We start from the raw sequence: 13,541 nt of genomic DNA, 5'->3' as shown, positions 1-13,541 counted from the left end.
AAAGGTGGATGCCGGAGCCGATATCATAATTACTCAGCTCTTTTTTGTTTTCCGTTACTATTTTGATTACGTCGACAGAGTAAGGGCAGCAGGAATAGACCTTCCCGTAATCCCGGGTCTTATGCCCGTGCTCTCATCGAAACAGGTGATAAGAATATCGTCTCTTTGCGGAACGGAGATACCTGAAGCCCTGAGAAAGAAACTGGAAGATGCGGGAGACGATAACCGCAAGGCGGTGGAAGTGGGAATCGCACAGTGCAGAGACCAGGTAAGGGAACTTATCGCCGAAAAAGTACCTGGAATTCATTTCTATGTTCTCAACAGAACCTCCCACATAGAAAGGATTCTGGAATCCGTCTGATGCCTGAAACAAGGAAAATTTTCGATGAAGTGGCTAGTCACTACGACTGGCTAAACACTCTGTTCAGCCTTGGAATTCACAAACTCTGGAGAAAGAAGCTCGCAGAAGAGTTGCGCGACGTCGAGTACAACCTGGACATAGCAACCGGGACGGCAGAAGTTGCGATTGAAATCGCAAAAAAACACCCCGCAACCAAAACGGTCGGGATTGATCCCAGCATGAACATGCTCCGGATAGCAAAAAAGAAAATTAAGGACCTTGATTTAAGGGGCAAAATAGCCCTTGTATCGGCCGTGGCTGAAAATCTCCCCTTTGCGGAGAAACAGTTTAACTCCGTCACCATAGCATTCGGTATAAGAAACACAGTAGATTACGAACTTTCCCTGAGAGAGATGAGAAGGGTCCTAAAGGAAAACGGAAAACTCTTCATACTTGAATTTGCGATTCCGAAAAACCCCGTTTTCAAACCCATATACATGTTTTACTTCAGAGTCTTGATGCCTCTTGTCGGAAGCATCTACGGCAGGGGCAAGGAATACAGATATCTTGCTGAATCCGCCGCCGCGTTTCCTCAAAGAAAGAATTTCATAAGCCATCTTGAAAACGCAGGATTTCGGGATTGCCAATACTCGGAACTCACTATGGGAGTAGTAGCGCTCTATCGCGCAACCAGATAATCAGGAGCTATCGATTCTTCTTTCCGCGGACTATGGGTAAAGCCTGTCTATACTCCAGCCACCATCTGGGGAAGGAATATATCTGAAACGATCGTGAAGCCTGTTCTTTCTTCCCTGCCAGAACTCAAAGCGCACTGGACTCACTACGTATCCTTTCCAGAATTCAGGCCGCGCTATACTTTTTCCTTTCCGTTCAGACCGGAACTGGTCGTATTGCTCCTCAAGCAGTTGCCTGCTTGCAACAACCTCGCTCTGCTTCGAAACACATGCTCCTACCCGGCTTTGGCGAGGTCTAGACGTAAAATATTCATCGGCTTCCCGTTCTGGCAGAAGTGAGACTTCGCCGTCTATCTTCACCTGTCTTTCAAATTCAGACCACCAGAAGCAAAGCGAAGCGACCGGATTCTCAGCTACATCTCGTCCCTTACGACTAAGAGAATTTGAATAGAAGGAAAAACCCCTTTCGTCATAACCCTTGAGAAGCACCACTCTTGAGGACGGAACGCCATCCGCTCCTACCGTAGAAAGAATAAAAGCGTTTGGAAAATCGATTTCCGCTTTAAGAACCTCGCCATACCAGAGATCAAACTGAACAAACGGGTTTTCGTCAAGATCTTTTCTTTCAAGTTTCAATTTCAGGTACTGGCGTGAATGGAACTTATTTTTCTTCGACATTTTATTTCAGAACAACATCCTCAAGTACGCAACCCAGATCTTCGTGCAAAAACTCGTAACCGGAGGAAAGAAGTTTCTCAGGAAAAACCTTGCAGCCGACAAGCATCGTGGAGCGGCCCATCTCTCCGAACAAAAGCCTTACGGCAAATGCGGGAGTTGAAAACCATGCGGGTCTTCGTAGAACTGACGCAAGAGTGGCGGTAAACTGCCTGTTAGTCACCGGATTTGGAGATACCGCATTAACGGGACCGTTTACCTCTCCCCGCTCCAGCAGATAAATAATTATCCGCGAAAGGTCTTCTATCGATATCCAGCTTAGGTACTGATCGCCACTTCCAATAACTCCCCCAAGACCCATTTTAAAAAGAGGCAGCAAAGAACTCAATATGCCTCCTTCGGGACTTAGTACGACGCCTAAGCGCAGGTTTATGACCCTTGCTCCAAGGTCAGAGGCCCCTTGAGCCTCATTCTCCCATTCGCAGCAAACATCAGGAAGAAACCCAGAGCCAGCCACGGAACGCTCAGTAAGTCCTTCTTCCCCCCTGTCCCCATAGTAACCGATTGCCGAAGCACAGATAAGGGTTTTGGGAGGATGTTGAAGCGCAGAGAAAAGACTCACCAAGTACCGGGTACTGTGCACCCTGCTCTGCCGTATCGAATTCTTTTTCTCTTCAGTCCATCTGCACACTATATTCTCCCCTGAGAGATGAACAACTGCGTCAAAACCCTCAAGCAAAGATGGATCTTCGATATAGCCCTCCTTTGGATTCCAGAAAATCAGATTCTCTCCTTCCACCTGCGACCTTACAAGACGCCAGACCTCATAGGAATCCGAGGGAATGGAATTAAGAAGATGGGTTCCCACGGTTCCGGTCGATCCTGAAACAAGTATTTTCATTTTCCTAGCTAAAAAACCCGGGTCTCACGAGGCAAAGGCCTCGATCAATCGCTCCTGGTACTCCCTTACCTCCCTGAAATCAAGAAAATAATGAGGGGCACTGAGTACAGGAAGGTCTACATATTTCCTGTACTCCTCCACTCTCTCCCTGCAATGTTCCGCATCCCCCACAACGGCAAACGCTTCAACCATTTCATCACTGACACCTTTTATCATCGCACGGATATCTTTTTTACGAAAAGCATCCCTTATCCCTTTAACCTCATCCGTAAAACCGTGAAGCCTGAAAGGAGGATCATAGGCTTTTACCGTAGCGTAAAAGGCTATGGTCGCCCGAGCGGCTTCTCTCGCCCTCTCCCAGTCATGGGAAACGGCACAGGTAATAATCGAGCATTTCGTAAAATCTCCGTTTTTTCCACTTTTCTCAAGTCTTTCTTCAAGCGAAGGTGAAACTACCCTTTTTATATATTCAAGCGAACAGACTACATGTCCCATGTAACCGTCCGCGATTTCGGCAGCAGCACCAACCATGTTGCTTCCTATACCGGCCACGAATATAGGTATATTTTGTCTGATAGGTTCAAAAGCCCTCTTGTAACCCCTTGTGTTTACTCTGTAGAACTGCCCTTCGAAAACAATATCGTTGCCTGTATGAGCCTCGGACAGAATTTCCCTTATTAACCCAACGCATTCTCTTATCCTCGCAACCGGCCTGTCTCCATAGAAAACACCGTGGAAATTCTCGTTCGTTCTCTTTGCCCCGGTACCAAGACCCAGTATCAACCTCCCCGAACTAATTTCGTCAAGATCAAGAGAAGTAATGGAAGTAACCAGCGGGCTTCTCACAAAGGCAAGAGCAACTGCGGTGCCGAGCTTTATTTCAGAGGTGACTGGAGCAATTGCAGAGAGCTGCTGAAAAGGGGTCCTGTAAAGTTCCGTAGCCCAGACGGAGTGGAAATTCGCTTTCTCCGCAGCAACAGCTAGATCCTTGAGTTCTTCAATTGATCCTGCATCAAGTATAAACCCGATTCTTTTCATCAGGTCTATTATAAATAATAGGGAAGACGGAAAAAACCCGCCAGGTATGTGCGGGGAAAAAAGAAGGAACTAATCCTCAGTCTTTTCGGAAGAACCGGCTTGCTCTTTGGGTTCTTGGGATTCCGCTTCTGTCATCTCGGCTTCACCCTGTTCGTCCACCTGCCCCTCGGCGGTTTCTTGTTGCTCAACCAGACCAAGTTCTTCTGCGGATTTCTTCTTCGAACTTTTCTTCGGCGCGCTCTTGGTTTCGGCCTTGGGTTTTGCCTTCCGTCTTTTTTTCTTGGCCTTGTACTCCTCGGTCACGAGTTCAACAAGAGAAATGGGGGCATTATCTCCCCTTCTGTAACCAAGTTTCACAATCCTCGTATAGCCACCGGGACGCTCCATATACCTCTGGGCAAGTTCGGAGAAAAGTTTTTCCACAACTGCACGATCCCTTATATATCCCAGAGCCTTTCTTCTCGCGTGAAGACTGCCGTTTTTACCCAAAGTTACGAGCTTCTCCACAACCCTTCTTATTTCCTTGGCCCTTGTGTCAGTTGTATTTATCCTGCCGTTACGCAAAAGGTCCGTAGCCATGTTGCGGAACATGGCCTTTCTGTGTTTTGTAGTAACTCCCAGTTTTCTTCCCGATTTTCTGTGTCTCATCTTTCCACCGTATACGGACCCGAATCCCGATCACTCTCCGGAATTCTCAGAACTCCGCCTTTGCTTTTCGTCTTCAAAGACCTCGGTGTCTATAACCATCCCAAGACTCAGACCCATTTCCTTAAGTCTAGCGTTCACCTCTTCAAGGGAAGTTTTTCCGAAATTCTCAAGATCAAGAAGTTGTTGGTCTGTCCTCTGAACTACTTCTCCAATGTATTTTATTTCCGCCTTTTTAAGACAGTTTATAGATCTCACCGAAAGTTCCACGTCCTCTATAGGGATAAAAAGCTTGTCGTCGGTCCCACTTATACCCATGGACTCTTCCTCTTCCACCTTGTCCACGAGTTCCTCATCAAAATCAATGAAGACGTTTAGCTGCTGCTTAATAATTTTTGCACTGTAAGCAAGCGCCTCTTCGGGAAGAATCGTACCGTTTGTCCATATTTCAACGGTCAGTTTCTGATAATCGGTCCTCTGCCCTACCCTGGCGTTGGTAACTGAGTAATTAACTTTTTTGACGGGCGAGAAGAACGCATCAACATGTATCAGGCCTATTGACTTCTCAGTCTCTCTTCTCGATACTGGCTCGTAACCGCTTCCCATCTTCACTGTCAGTTCCATTTCAAGCTTCGCGTCATCCCCCAAGGTTGCTATATGCTGTTCGCCGTTAACCACTTCCACCATGTGGGTCGTTTCTATGTCGGACGCCTTGACTTCTGCCGGGCCCTCCGCTTTCAGAATTACTGTCTGCGGATCGTAAGTATGCATTTTGAGATCCACGTTCTTAAGGTTCAGTATGATCTCAGTAACATCTTCCATAACTCCCGGTATGGTAGAAAATTCGTGCCGTACTTTGTCTATCTTGACAGCGGTAATAGCGGGACCCTGTATCGAGGACAAGAGAACCCTTCTAAGCGCGTTACCAAGGGTAATACCGTAACCCGGTTCAAGAGGCTCGCAGATAAATTTGCTGTAGAAAGGAGTTGATACCTGCTCGTCTTTTTCAAGCGCTTTGGGATATTGCAAATCTCTCCAGTTTTTCTGAAAATTCTCCAAGTTTCACACCTCCGTGTGTGCCAGGCTTTTCTAAACTCTTGAGTAAAACTCAACGATCAACTGTTCATCTATGGGAACCGTCACGTCCTCTCTCTCGGGAAGCTTGGTTACAACTCCGCTGTAATTTTCCCTGTCAAGCTCGAGCCACTGGGGAAAACCCCTTCTCTCAAGACCTTCAAGAGACTGATTAACGTGCGGGTTACTTCTGGTTTTTGCCTTGATTTCTATTTTGTTTCCCTGCTCAACGCTGAAAGAGGGAATGTTGACTCTCTTGCCGTCCACGAGAACATGTCCAAGCCAGACTAAGTGTCTGGCCTCGTTGCGAGAACTCGCAAACCCGAGACGGTAGACCACATTGTCAAGCCTTCTCTCAAGAAGCAGTATGAGCATTGCGCCAGTCACTCCGCTTCTCCTCGCAGCCTCGGCAAAATAACGGCTGAACTGTTTTTCGGTCAACCCGTAAATACGCTTAACCTTTTGTTTTTCCCTCAATCTTATTCCGTAATCGGAGAACTTCGAACGGCCAATTGCGGCCCCGTGAACTCCAGGTCCACGGTTAGGCCTTTTCTGTATGGCACATTTTGACGTATAACACCTAGCACCCTTAAGAAAAAGCTGTTCGCCCTCTCTTCTGCAAAGCTTGCAAGATGGTCCTCTATACCTGGCCAATTACCTTCTTCCTCCTCGAAAACAACGTGAACATGATCTCTCCCATAATGCCTACACCCTTCTTCTTCCAGGTGGTCTGCAACCATTATGGGGAATCGGGGTGACATCCTTTATCATCATCACTTTCACCCCAGCAGCCTGAACGGCTCTTATCGCCGGCTCCCTTCCGGGACCGGGACCGCTCACGTAAACATTAGCTGACTTCAGCCCAAAGGTCTTTGCCTTTTTCGATGCGTCATCCGCCGCCACCTGGGCCGCAAACGGCGTCCCCTTCCTAGTGCCCTTAAACCCCCTGTTGCCACCGCTTGACCAAGCTATGACGTTTCCATTCATATCGCTGATTGTGACTATAGTGTTGTTAAAAGTAGCCTGTATGTTGACCACTCCATGTTCGACAAATTTCTTTGTTTTCTTCTTTGTGAATTTTCTGCTCATCTGCAAAAACCCTTATTTACCGGCTTTTTTCTTCTTCGCTATCGCTGTACCCCTGCGACCCTTTCTCGTTCTTGCGTTCGACTTGGTTTTCTGTCCCCTTACCGGAAGTCCCGTCCTGTGTCTAATACCCCTGTAGCAACCTATCTCTATTAGGCGCTTTATGTTGAGTTGGACCTCCTTTCTCAGGTCTCCCTCAACGGTGTACTCGCCTTCAATTATCGTCCGCAGTTTTGTTACTTCCTGATCGTCAAGATCCCCTGATTTTTTGTTTATATCTATACCGGCCTTATCGAGTATAACGTTTGAAGTCGCCCTACCTATACCGTAGATATACGTAAGACCTACCTCTACTCTTTTGTTAAGCGGTATATCAACACCTGCTATTCTAGGCATTAAGGCATATCCTCCTCGGCGCTATCCTTGTCTCTGCTTGCATCTTTTGTTAACGCAGATCACGCGCACAACTCCCTTGCGTCTGATTATCTTGCACTTGTCGCATATTTTTTTTACCGATGCCCTAACTTTCACCTTGCTTCCGTCCCCCTGTTTATTTTTTGAGCCTGTAGGTAATCCTTCCCTTCGTAAGATCGTAGGGAGATATCTCAAGTTTTACCCTGTCTCCAGGAAGTATCCTTATGAATCTGGTTCTCATTTTACCGGACACATAAGCCAGCACCTCGTGATTGTTCTCTATCTCGACCATGAACATCGCATTGGGCAAAGCTTTGGTTATAGTTCCTTCAAACTCTATTTTCTCTTCTTTCTCCATCACCCGTTCCTAGTGAATCCTTTCGGTAAGAATTTCAGGGCCGTTATCCGTAAGGGCCACAGTATGCTCAAAATGAGCGGAAAGTTTACCATCATAAGTAACCGCCGTCCACCCGTCTTCGAGTATCTTCGTTTTCTCCGACCCCTCGTTTACCATAGGTTCTATGGCCATAACCATTCCAGAACGAAGTCTTATTCCTCCTCCTTTACCATTCGGAGGAATAAAATTCGGCACTTGCGGCTCCTCGTGAAGTTCCCTGCCTATTCCGTGACCAACAAAATCTCTGACTATAGAAAAACCCTCATTTTCAACATAGGTCTGTATCTCTTTTGATATATCCAGAACTCTGTTTGAACTTTTCACCATGTCTATGCCCCTATAGAGGGAATCCCTAGTAACCCGAAGCAGTTTTTCGGCAACAGGACGGATTTTACCGACCGCAACCGTTATTGCCGAGTCGGCGTAATAACCGTCCAGCAGTACTCCGAAATCTATTCCTACTATGTCCCCGTCCTTAAGCACCTTTTTCTTCGAGGGAATACCGTGCACTATCTCTTCGTTAAGGGCAAAGCACACCGACGCTGGATAATTTGCGTAACCTTTAAAAGCAGGCTTAAAGCCTCCTGTTGCGCACATTCTTTCCGCAATCTCGTTAAGCTCCCAGGTGGTCACTCCTTCCTTTGCCTCTTCCTCAAGCCTCATAAGCACTTCGGAAACCACCCTGCCAGCAGCCCTCATGCGTTTAAGCTCTTCTCTGTTCTTCAAGCGAATCATTATTGCAACCGCTTCAGCACACCGTCTATTCTCCCGGCGATATCCGATATCTGTCCTATTCCCTCAACTGCACGCAGAACGCCGGTTTTTTCGTAAAAATCCTTAAGAGGAGATGTCTGATCCTTGTAAACTCTAAGTCTGTTCCTTATCACATCCTCTGTGTCGTCCCGCCTGCCCTCTATTTTCTGGCGTTTGGTTATTCGCTGCACAACTTCTTCGTCGGGAACCTCGAGGGAAATAACTGCGTCAATGCCGATTCCGGCATCAGTGAGAATACCGTTAAGAGATCTTGCCTGCTCCAGAGTTCTAGGAAAACCGTCAAGCATAAAACCTCTCTCGCCAATCGCAGATATTTTCTGTCTTATTATTTCCGTCACGACTTCATCAGGTACAAGCTCTCCCTTGTCCATGAACGACTTAGCGTAAAGCCCAACTTCAGTCTCGTTTTTCATGGCTTCACGCAGCACATCACCAGTCGATATATGCTCAACCTCGTATTTTTCCCTGATGAAATCAGCCTGCGTTCCCTTTCCAGCCCCTGGCGGCCCAAACAGTATCAATCTCATAGTCTTTGGTATTCTCCCTTGCGTCAGAATCTGTACCTCTGGGGTTCCTTCATTCCCCTCTTCTTTATAAATCCTTCATAACTGTGAGTTATCAGAAAAGATTCGATCTGCTGCATGAAATCAAGTGTTACTCCTATTACGATAAGAAGTGACACGCCTCCGAAGTAAAACGGCAGATTAAAAGGTTCTCTCTCAAGAAACGCCGGCAACACGCAGACCGCCGCCACGTATATAGCCCCTATAAAAGTAATTTTTCCGAGCACATTGCCTATGTACTCCGATGTCTTTCTGCCCGGCCTTATTCCCGGTATGTTTCCGCCGTTTTTCCTCAGGTTATCCGAGAGATCGTCCGGGTCGTAAATTATTGAAGTATAGAAGAAGGCAAAGAATATTATGAGTATTGCAAAGATCAGGTTGTATACGAACACGTTTTGAAACACAAGGTCAGAGAAGGTGCGAATAGCCGGAACATCGGCAAACGTAACAATCGTAGCGGGGAAAATAAGGATCGAAGAAGCGAAGATCGGAGGAATGACCCCCGAAGGATTGGTTTTAAGAGGCAGATGGGAACTCTGCCCTCCCATTACCTTCCTCCCTACGACCCTTCTGGGGTACTGAACCGGTATTTTCCGGTAGGAACGCTCAAAGTAAACTATAAGGCCCATAAGAAACCCTAGGAAAATAAAAATAAGCAAAACCCCCAAAACGGTAATCTCACCCGTGCCAACGAGCCTTGAGAGGTTCCAGAACGCCCCGGGAATACTGGCGATTATCGATGCGGCGATAAGAAGAGATACCCCGTTTCCGATTCCATTCTCTGTTATCTGCTCTCCAAGCCACATAACAAAAAGTCCGCCCGCGGTGAGCGTGAGAACTGCCGTAACCTTGAACATCAGACCGGGGTCCGTAACGGCACTTCCGACAGTGGCCGCTCCTACCCCGCCGCGCTCAAGGGTAACCGCAAGCATAAAGCCCTGAACGAGACATATAAGAACGGTGCCGTACCTTGTGTACTGATTTATTCTTCTCCTTCCGGCGTCACCTTCTTTCTGCATTGCTTCAAGTGAAGGGAAGGCCTTTACCAGAAGCGACATGATGATTGAGGCGGTAATGTAGGGCATAACCCCCAGGGCAAAAATTGACGCCTGCTCAAGTGCTCCCCCGGAAAACATGTTAAGTATGTCGAATATCGTGCCGCGGGTCTGCTCGAACATCTTGGCAATCTGGTCCGGATCGATTCCCGGAATCGGAACGAAAACCCCTGCCCTGTAAACAATGAGCATTGCGGCTGTAAAAAGCAGCTTCCTGTTAAGCTCCGGAATCCTGGGAAGTGACGCGACATTACTGCTCATACTATCTCCACTTTTCCTCCCGCGTCGTTTATCTTGCGCGCGGCCGCCTCACTGCAGGCATTAACCGTTATGGAGAGCGCCGAGGCAATCTCGCCGGTAGCCAGGAGTTTTACGGGTTTTTTGCCGCTTACTATTCCCGCCTCGGCAAGCGTCTGGATCGTAACCGACTCCGCATCCGCAAAACGCTCAAGATCCTTCAAGTTAACTATGTCGTACTGTTTTTTGAATATGTTTGTAAAGCCCCTTTTCGGGCTTCTCATTTTGAGTGGAGTCTGACCGCCTTCAAACCATCTGGATACCCCTTTCCCCGAACGGGATCCTTGGCCCTTGTGCCCTCTTCCGCTGGTTTTCCCTTGGGAACCCGCACCTCTTCCTACCCTTTTTCTTTTTGTTTTAGATCCCTTAACCGGCGAAAGTTCGTTTAACATTTCCTTTTGCACTCCACTGTTAAGCGCGCGTTCTACTGCGCCGCATCATAGTAATTGGGAAGATCGAGGTCCTTTATCTCCTTGTTCCTCGTCTTCGCGATTTCTTCGGGAACCTGCAGTTCCGAGAGTCCCTTTACAACCGCCATAACAACATTAAGCGGATTCCTTGATCCGACAACTTTCGAGAGAACATCGTGTATGCCGGCAAGTTCGACCACCGCTCGCACTGCACCACCCGCTATAACGCCCGTACCCGGGGCAGCAGGCAGGAGCATAACCTTGCTTGACACATATTCCGTGTGAATTCCGTGCGGTATGGTGGCGCCGTTGCGCGGCACCCTTATTAGAGTTTTCTTTGCTTTTTCAACCGCCTTTCTTACGGCATCAGGAACCTCATTCGATTTTCCCAGTCCGGCTCCCACAATTCCGTCGGAGTTTCCGACCACGGCAAGAACAGTAAAGTGGAATCTTTTCCCACCCTTGGTCACCTTAGCGACCCTCCTTATGTGAACCACTTTTTCTTGCAATTCAAGTTCTGCCGGATTTATTCTCTCCTCTGCCAAAACCAAAGCCTCCTTTAATTTTTCTCCTAAAACTCCACTCCCGCCTCGCGGATCCCGTCGGCAAGCGACTTTATCCTTCCGTGGTAAGCGTAACCCCCTCTGTCGAAACGCACCCTGGTTATGCCCTTCTGAACAGCCATCTCCCCGAGATGCTTTCCGACCTCTTTGGCAACCTCGGTTTTCTTCATGTTCTCAGCAGACAATCTCTTTTTCGTCTCAGAAAACATCGTTGATGCCTGAAGAAGGGTGACTTCTGCGGTATCATCTATTAGTTGGGCGTATATATGCCTTGCCGAGCGGAAAACGGAAACCCTGGGAATCTCCGCGGTGCCGTTTATCTTTTTCCTCACAGCAAGGTGTCTTCTTTTACGCGCCAGATTTCTGCTTTTCTTTTTTATCATTACTTAGTAGCCGCTCCAGCTTTTCCGGGTTTAAGCTTCAACTTCTCACCTTCGTAACGAACACCCTTGCCCTTATAGGAATCGGGTGGTCTTATCTTCCTTATGCGTGCCGCGGTCTCTCCCACGAGCTGCTTGTCAATTCCATGAAGCGAGAGCAAGGTGCCCCGTTCCTCCACGGTCGCTTCTACGCCCTGGGGAAGTGAAAAATCAACCGGGTGTGAGTAACCGAGTGAAAACCTGAGTCCTGCTTTCCCCAAGAGATCCGCCTTGTAACCCGTACCGGTTATGCGAAGTACCTTGGTAAATCCTTCACTCACCCCTATTACTGAATTGTTAATAAGGCTTCGCGTAAGACCGTGAAAAGACTTTATTCTTTTCTCCTCGCTTTGCCTGGAAACAACCACGGTTCCGTTCTCAAGTACGGCTTTTATTCCCTCGGGCACCGTAACCTCAAGGCTTCCCTTTGGCCCCTTGATTTCGATAGCCCCCTGTCTGGGCGTCGCCGTTACCCCGTCGGGAATAACCACTGGTTTTGTTCCTATTCTTGACATTCGTCTGTCCTCAGATCACCGTGCAGAGAATCTCCCCGCCTATCCTTTTGCTCCTTGCAGCAACCCCCGTCATTATTCCGCTTGAAGTAGAAAGTATTGAAATTCCCATTCCGCCCCTGACCCTCGGAATATCATCTTTGCCAACGTAAACCCTTCTTGATGGCTTGCTTATCCTCTTTATCTCATCTACTGCCGCCTTGCCGTCAGGACCGTACTTCAACTTGATGCTTATGGTTTTCTTTACCCCTTCTTCAGTAATTTTATAACTCTCCACGTAGCCTTCCTCAGTAAGAACCCTGGCAATCTCGCCTTTTATAACCGAACCGGGAATCTCGACATGGTTGTGACCCACCATAAAGGCGTTCCTTATTCTGGTTAACATATCTGCAATCGGATCCGTCATTTTCTCTCCAACATATTTCTTAAAAACTCGCTTTTCTCACGCCCGGAAGATGTCCCTTGCTGGCAAGATCCCTGAAACAGACCCTGCAGATGCCGAATTTTCTCATAAAACCTCTCGGCCTCCCGCAGAGTACGCAACGGTTAACCGCACGCACGCGAAACTTCGGCTTCCTCTTCGATTTCTCAAGTAATGCTTTTCTGGCCATAATTCCTCTCTTCTAATTATTCGCAAACGGCACTCCGAGACCGGCAAGAAGTTCCATGGCCTCGGCATCGGTTTTTGAAGTGGTAATCAGACTAATATTCATTCCCTTGTTGTACTGAACCTTGCTGTAATCTATTTCAGGAAAAACCAGGTGCTCCCTTATTCCCAGAGTATAGTTGCCGGAACCGTCAAAAGCCCGCGGCGACAGTCCCTTGAAATCCCTGACTCTTGGAAGGGCGAGATTCACCAAACGGTCGAAAAACTCATACATTCTCTCTCCCCGGAGCGTAACCATGCAGCCTATCGGCTGGCCTTCCCTGAGCTTGGAACCCGCAACTGACTTCCGGGCCTTGGTAACCACCGGCCTTTGTCCTGTTATCCCCGCAAGTTCCGAGACGGCTTCGTCTATTACCTTTGTCTGTCTCCCGGCTTCACTAAGTCTTCCAAGTCCCATGTTCACTACTATTTTCTCAAGCCTTGGAACCTGCATAGTGTTTCCGTAGGAAAATTTTTCAATCAGTGCGGGTACGACCTCGCTCTTATATAGGGTCTTTATTCTCGGAACCATTTTCTCAGATTTCCTTTCCAGTCCTTCTGTTGTACCTTATTTTTTTACCGTCCTCGCCGGTTCTATACCCAACTTTTACCGGCTGACTGCTCTCGGAATCGTACAGCATCAGATTCGAGACATGGATTCCGGCCTCTTTCTCGATGATTCCGCCAGCGGGGTTTTTCTGCGTCGGGCGGTTGTGTCTCTTTATGATATTGAGCTTCTCCACAAAGGCCTTTTCGACGTTTCTGTCAATTCTCAGCACCTTGCCGGTCTTCCCTTTCTCCTTGCCCGCAACCACGTAGACCGTATCCCCGGCCCTTATGTGAAACTTTCTCTTTCCAGCTGACATGTTCAGACGACCTCCGGAGCAAGCGAGATAATTTTCATAAAACCCTTAAGCCTCAGTTCACGCGCGATCGGTCCGAAAACCCTCGTACCTATCGGCTCGTTTTCCTTGTCTATTATGACGGCGGCATTGTTATCAAAGCGCACATACGTACCATCCGGCCTTCTCTGTTCC

The 13,541-nt window shown here is 47.9% G+C and carries 24 protein-coding genes; 2 read left to right on the top strand and 22 right to left on the bottom strand.

Annotated features, from left to right (window positions below; all coding sequences use genetic code 11):
* Together OXG10_05325 and ubiE are read left to right on the top strand one after the other, a co-directional pair.
* Nucleotides 1–361: methylenetetrahydrofolate reductase (locus OXG10_05325; GenBank protein MCY3826784.1), on the top strand; the 361-nt coding region annotated here is incomplete at its 5' end.
* Nucleotides 361–1,038 carry a bifunctional demethylmenaquinone methyltransferase/2-methoxy-6-polyprenyl-1,4-benzoquinol methylase UbiE gene (ubiE, locus tag OXG10_05320; protein MCY3826783.1) on the top strand — a complete coding sequence of 226 codons (678 nt, stop codon included), beginning with the start codon at nucleotides 361–363 and terminating at the stop codon, nucleotides 1,036–1,038. The genes OXG10_05325 and ubiE, both read left to right, overlap by 1 nt.
* Nucleotides 1,039–1,068: 30 nt before the next feature.
* On the opposite strand, the gene pdxH is transcribed toward ubiE, so the two are convergent.
* The 22 genes from pdxH to OXG10_05210 form a co-directional block, all read right to left on the bottom strand.
* Entirely contained in the window at nucleotides 1,069–1,713 is a 645-nt protein-coding gene (gene pdxH / locus OXG10_05315) for a pyridoxamine 5'-phosphate oxidase (GenBank protein MCY3826782.1), read from the bottom strand.
* 1 nt (nucleotide 1,714) lies between these two features.
* Complete coding sequence (locus OXG10_05310) at nucleotides 1,715–2,611, bottom strand: TIGR01777 family oxidoreductase (GenBank protein ID MCY3826781.1); 897 nt, start codon at nucleotides 2,609–2,611, stop codon at nucleotides 1,715–1,717.
* Nucleotides 2,612–2,635: 24 nt separating this feature from the next.
* The gene (locus tag OXG10_05305; protein MCY3826780.1) at nucleotides 2,636–3,649 is read right to left on the bottom strand and encodes an LLM class flavin-dependent oxidoreductase; all 1,014 of its coding nucleotides are present in this window, start codon (nucleotides 3,647–3,649) and stop codon (nucleotides 2,636–2,638) included.
* A 69-nt stretch (nucleotides 3,650–3,718) separates the two neighbouring features.
* Complete coding sequence (gene rplQ / locus OXG10_05300; protein MCY3826779.1) at nucleotides 3,719–4,297, bottom strand: 50S ribosomal protein L17; 579 nt, start codon at nucleotides 4,295–4,297, stop codon at nucleotides 3,719–3,721.
* Between the two features lie 30 nt (nucleotides 4,298–4,327).
* Nucleotides 4,328–5,353 (bottom strand): DNA-directed RNA polymerase subunit alpha, encoded by a 1,026-nt coding sequence (locus tag OXG10_05295; GenBank protein MCY3826778.1) that lies wholly within the window; start codon nucleotides 5,351–5,353, stop codon nucleotides 4,328–4,330.
* A gap of 30 nt (nucleotides 5,354–5,383) precedes the next feature.
* Nucleotides 5,384–6,022, bottom strand: coding sequence for a 30S ribosomal protein S4 (gene rpsD / locus OXG10_05290; protein MCY3826777.1), 639 nt, complete (start codon nucleotides 6,020–6,022; stop codon nucleotides 5,384–5,386).
* 51 nt (nucleotides 6,023–6,073) lie between these two features.
* A complete protein-coding gene (gene rpsK, locus OXG10_05285) occupies nucleotides 6,074–6,457 on the bottom strand; it encodes a 30S ribosomal protein S11 (protein ID MCY3826776.1) in 384 nt (127 codons plus the stop codon).
* Nucleotides 6,458–6,469: 12 nt separating this feature from the next.
* On the bottom strand, nucleotides 6,470–6,850 hold the full coding sequence (gene rpsM / locus OXG10_05280) for a 30S ribosomal protein S13 (protein MCY3826775.1): 381 nt from the start codon (nucleotides 6,848–6,850) through the stop codon (nucleotides 6,470–6,472).
* Nucleotides 6,851–6,871: 21 nt separating this feature from the next.
* On the bottom strand, nucleotides 6,872–6,985 hold the full coding sequence (rpmJ, locus tag OXG10_05275) for a 50S ribosomal protein L36 (GenBank protein ID MCY3826774.1): 114 nt from the start codon (nucleotides 6,983–6,985) through the stop codon (nucleotides 6,872–6,874).
* Nucleotides 6,986–7,004: 19 nt separating this feature from the next.
* Entirely contained in the window at nucleotides 7,005–7,226 is a 222-nt protein-coding gene (infA, locus tag OXG10_05270; GenBank protein MCY3826773.1) for a translation initiation factor IF-1, read from the bottom strand.
* A gap of 9 nt (nucleotides 7,227–7,235) precedes the next feature.
* Nucleotides 7,236–8,000 (bottom strand): type I methionyl aminopeptidase, encoded by a 765-nt coding sequence (gene map / locus OXG10_05265; GenBank protein MCY3826772.1) that lies wholly within the window; start codon nucleotides 7,998–8,000, stop codon nucleotides 7,236–7,238.
* Nucleotides 8,000–8,566, bottom strand: a complete 567-nt coding sequence (locus tag OXG10_05260) for an adenylate kinase (GenBank protein ID MCY3826771.1) — start codon at nucleotides 8,564–8,566, stop codon at nucleotides 8,000–8,002. The genes map and OXG10_05260 overlap by 1 nt, the downstream gene beginning before the upstream one ends.
* 23 nt (nucleotides 8,567–8,589) lie before the next feature.
* Entirely contained in the window at nucleotides 8,590–9,918 is a 1,329-nt protein-coding gene (secY, locus tag OXG10_05255) for a preprotein translocase subunit SecY (GenBank protein MCY3826770.1), read from the bottom strand.
* A complete protein-coding gene (rplO, locus tag OXG10_05250) occupies nucleotides 9,915–10,346 on the bottom strand; it encodes a 50S ribosomal protein L15 (GenBank protein MCY3826769.1) in 432 nt (143 codons plus the stop codon). Before rplO ends, secY begins: the two co-directional genes overlap by 4 nt.
* Nucleotides 10,347–10,378: 32 nt before the next feature.
* Nucleotides 10,379–10,909, bottom strand: a complete 531-nt coding sequence (gene rpsE, locus OXG10_05245; protein MCY3826768.1) for a 30S ribosomal protein S5 — start codon at nucleotides 10,907–10,909, stop codon at nucleotides 10,379–10,381.
* A gap of 26 nt (nucleotides 10,910–10,935) precedes the next feature.
* Nucleotides 10,936–11,310, bottom strand: a complete 375-nt coding sequence (gene rplR, locus OXG10_05240) for a 50S ribosomal protein L18 (GenBank protein ID MCY3826767.1) — start codon at nucleotides 11,308–11,310, stop codon at nucleotides 10,936–10,938.
* Complete coding sequence (gene rplF / locus OXG10_05235; protein ID MCY3826766.1) at nucleotides 11,310–11,861, bottom strand: 50S ribosomal protein L6; 552 nt, start codon at nucleotides 11,859–11,861, stop codon at nucleotides 11,310–11,312. Before rplF ends, rplR begins: the two co-directional genes overlap by 1 nt.
* A gap of 10 nt (nucleotides 11,862–11,871) precedes the next feature.
* Entirely contained in the window at nucleotides 11,872–12,264 is a 393-nt protein-coding gene (rpsH, locus tag OXG10_05230) for a 30S ribosomal protein S8 (protein MCY3826765.1), read from the bottom strand.
* A gap of 19 nt (nucleotides 12,265–12,283) precedes the next feature.
* Entirely contained in the window at nucleotides 12,284–12,469 is a 186-nt protein-coding gene (locus OXG10_05225) for a type Z 30S ribosomal protein S14 (protein ID MCY3826764.1), read from the bottom strand.
* 12 nt (nucleotides 12,470–12,481) lie between these two features.
* Nucleotides 12,482–13,036, bottom strand: coding sequence for a 50S ribosomal protein L5 (gene rplE / locus OXG10_05220; GenBank protein MCY3826763.1), 555 nt, complete (start codon nucleotides 13,034–13,036; stop codon nucleotides 12,482–12,484).
* Nucleotides 13,037–13,040: 4 nt separating this feature from the next.
* Nucleotides 13,041–13,370 (bottom strand): 50S ribosomal protein L24, encoded by a 330-nt coding sequence (gene rplX / locus OXG10_05215; GenBank protein MCY3826762.1) that lies wholly within the window; start codon nucleotides 13,368–13,370, stop codon nucleotides 13,041–13,043.
* Between the two features lie 2 nt (nucleotides 13,371–13,372).
* Nucleotides 13,373–13,541 (bottom strand): uL14 family ribosomal protein (locus tag OXG10_05210; GenBank protein MCY3826761.1); only part of this gene is annotated, 169 nt, incomplete at its 5' end.

It is taken from the genome of Candidatus Dadabacteria bacterium, from assembly GCA_026706695.1.
In the GTDB taxonomy this organism is placed as follows: Bacteria; Desulfobacterota_D; UBA1144; order Nemesobacterales; family Nemesobacteraceae; genus Nemesobacter.
Note: the sequence above shows the minus strand (reverse complement) of the source record. Positions and strands in the feature narration are given on the sequence as shown.

Excerpts from the sequence above, each read along its gene's own strand:
- rpsM (MCY3826775.1), bottom strand. The coding sequence starts at position 6,850 with ATGCCTAGAATAGCAGGTGTTGATATACCGCTTAACAAAAGAGTAGAG.
- rplF (MCY3826766.1), bottom strand. The coding sequence starts at position 11,861 with ATGTCAAGAATAGGAACAAAACCAGTGGTTATTCCCGACGGGGTAACG.
- map (MCY3826772.1), bottom strand. The coding sequence starts at position 8,000 with ATGATTCGCTTGAAGAACAGAGAAGAGCTTAAACGCATGAGGGCTGCT.
- rplO (MCY3826769.1), bottom strand. The coding sequence starts at position 10,346 with ATGTTAAACGAACTTTCGCCGGTTAAGGGATCTAAAACAAAAAGAAAA.
- rpsK (MCY3826776.1), bottom strand. The coding sequence starts at position 6,457 with ATGAGCAGAAAATTCACAAAGAAGAAAACAAAGAAATTTGTCGAACAT.
- rplE (MCY3826763.1), bottom strand. The coding sequence starts at position 13,036 with ATGGTTCCGAGAATAAAGACCCTATATAAGAGCGAGGTCGTACCCGCA.
- OXG10_05260 (MCY3826771.1), bottom strand. The coding sequence starts at position 8,566 with ATGAGATTGATACTGTTTGGGCCGCCAGGGGCTGGAAAGGGAACGCAG.
- OXG10_05225 (MCY3826764.1), bottom strand. The coding sequence starts at position 12,469 with ATGGCCAGAAAAGCATTACTTGAGAAATCGAAGAGGAAGCCGAAGTTT.
- OXG10_05305 (MCY3826780.1), bottom strand. The coding sequence starts at position 3,649 with ATGAAAAGAATCGGGTTTATACTTGATGCAGGATCAATTGAAGAACTC.
- ubiE (MCY3826783.1), top strand. The coding sequence starts at position 361 with ATGCCTGAAACAAGGAAAATTTTCGATGAAGTGGCTAGTCACTACGAC.
- rpsH (MCY3826765.1), bottom strand. The coding sequence starts at position 12,264 with ATGACGGATCCGATTGCAGATATGTTAACCAGAATAAGGAACGCCTTT.
- rplR (MCY3826767.1), bottom strand. The coding sequence starts at position 11,310 with ATGATAAAAAAGAAAAGCAGAAATCTGGCGCGTAAAAGAAGACACCTT.
- infA (MCY3826773.1), bottom strand. The coding sequence starts at position 7,226 with ATGGAGAAAGAAGAGAAAATAGAGTTTGAAGGAACTATAACCAAAGCT.
- secY (MCY3826770.1), bottom strand. The coding sequence starts at position 9,918 with ATGAGCAGTAATGTCGCGTCACTTCCCAGGATTCCGGAGCTTAACAGG.
- rplX (MCY3826762.1), bottom strand. The coding sequence starts at position 13,370 with ATGTCAGCTGGAAAGAGAAAGTTTCACATAAGGGCCGGGGATACGGTC.
- rplQ (MCY3826779.1), bottom strand. The coding sequence starts at position 4,297 with ATGAGACACAGAAAATCGGGAAGAAAACTGGGAGTTACTACAAAACAC.
- pdxH (MCY3826782.1), bottom strand. The coding sequence starts at position 1,713 with ATGTCGAAGAAAAATAAGTTCCATTCACGCCAGTACCTGAAATTGAAA.
- OXG10_05310 (MCY3826781.1), bottom strand. The coding sequence starts at position 2,611 with ATGAAAATACTTGTTTCAGGATCGACCGGAACCGTGGGAACCCATCTT.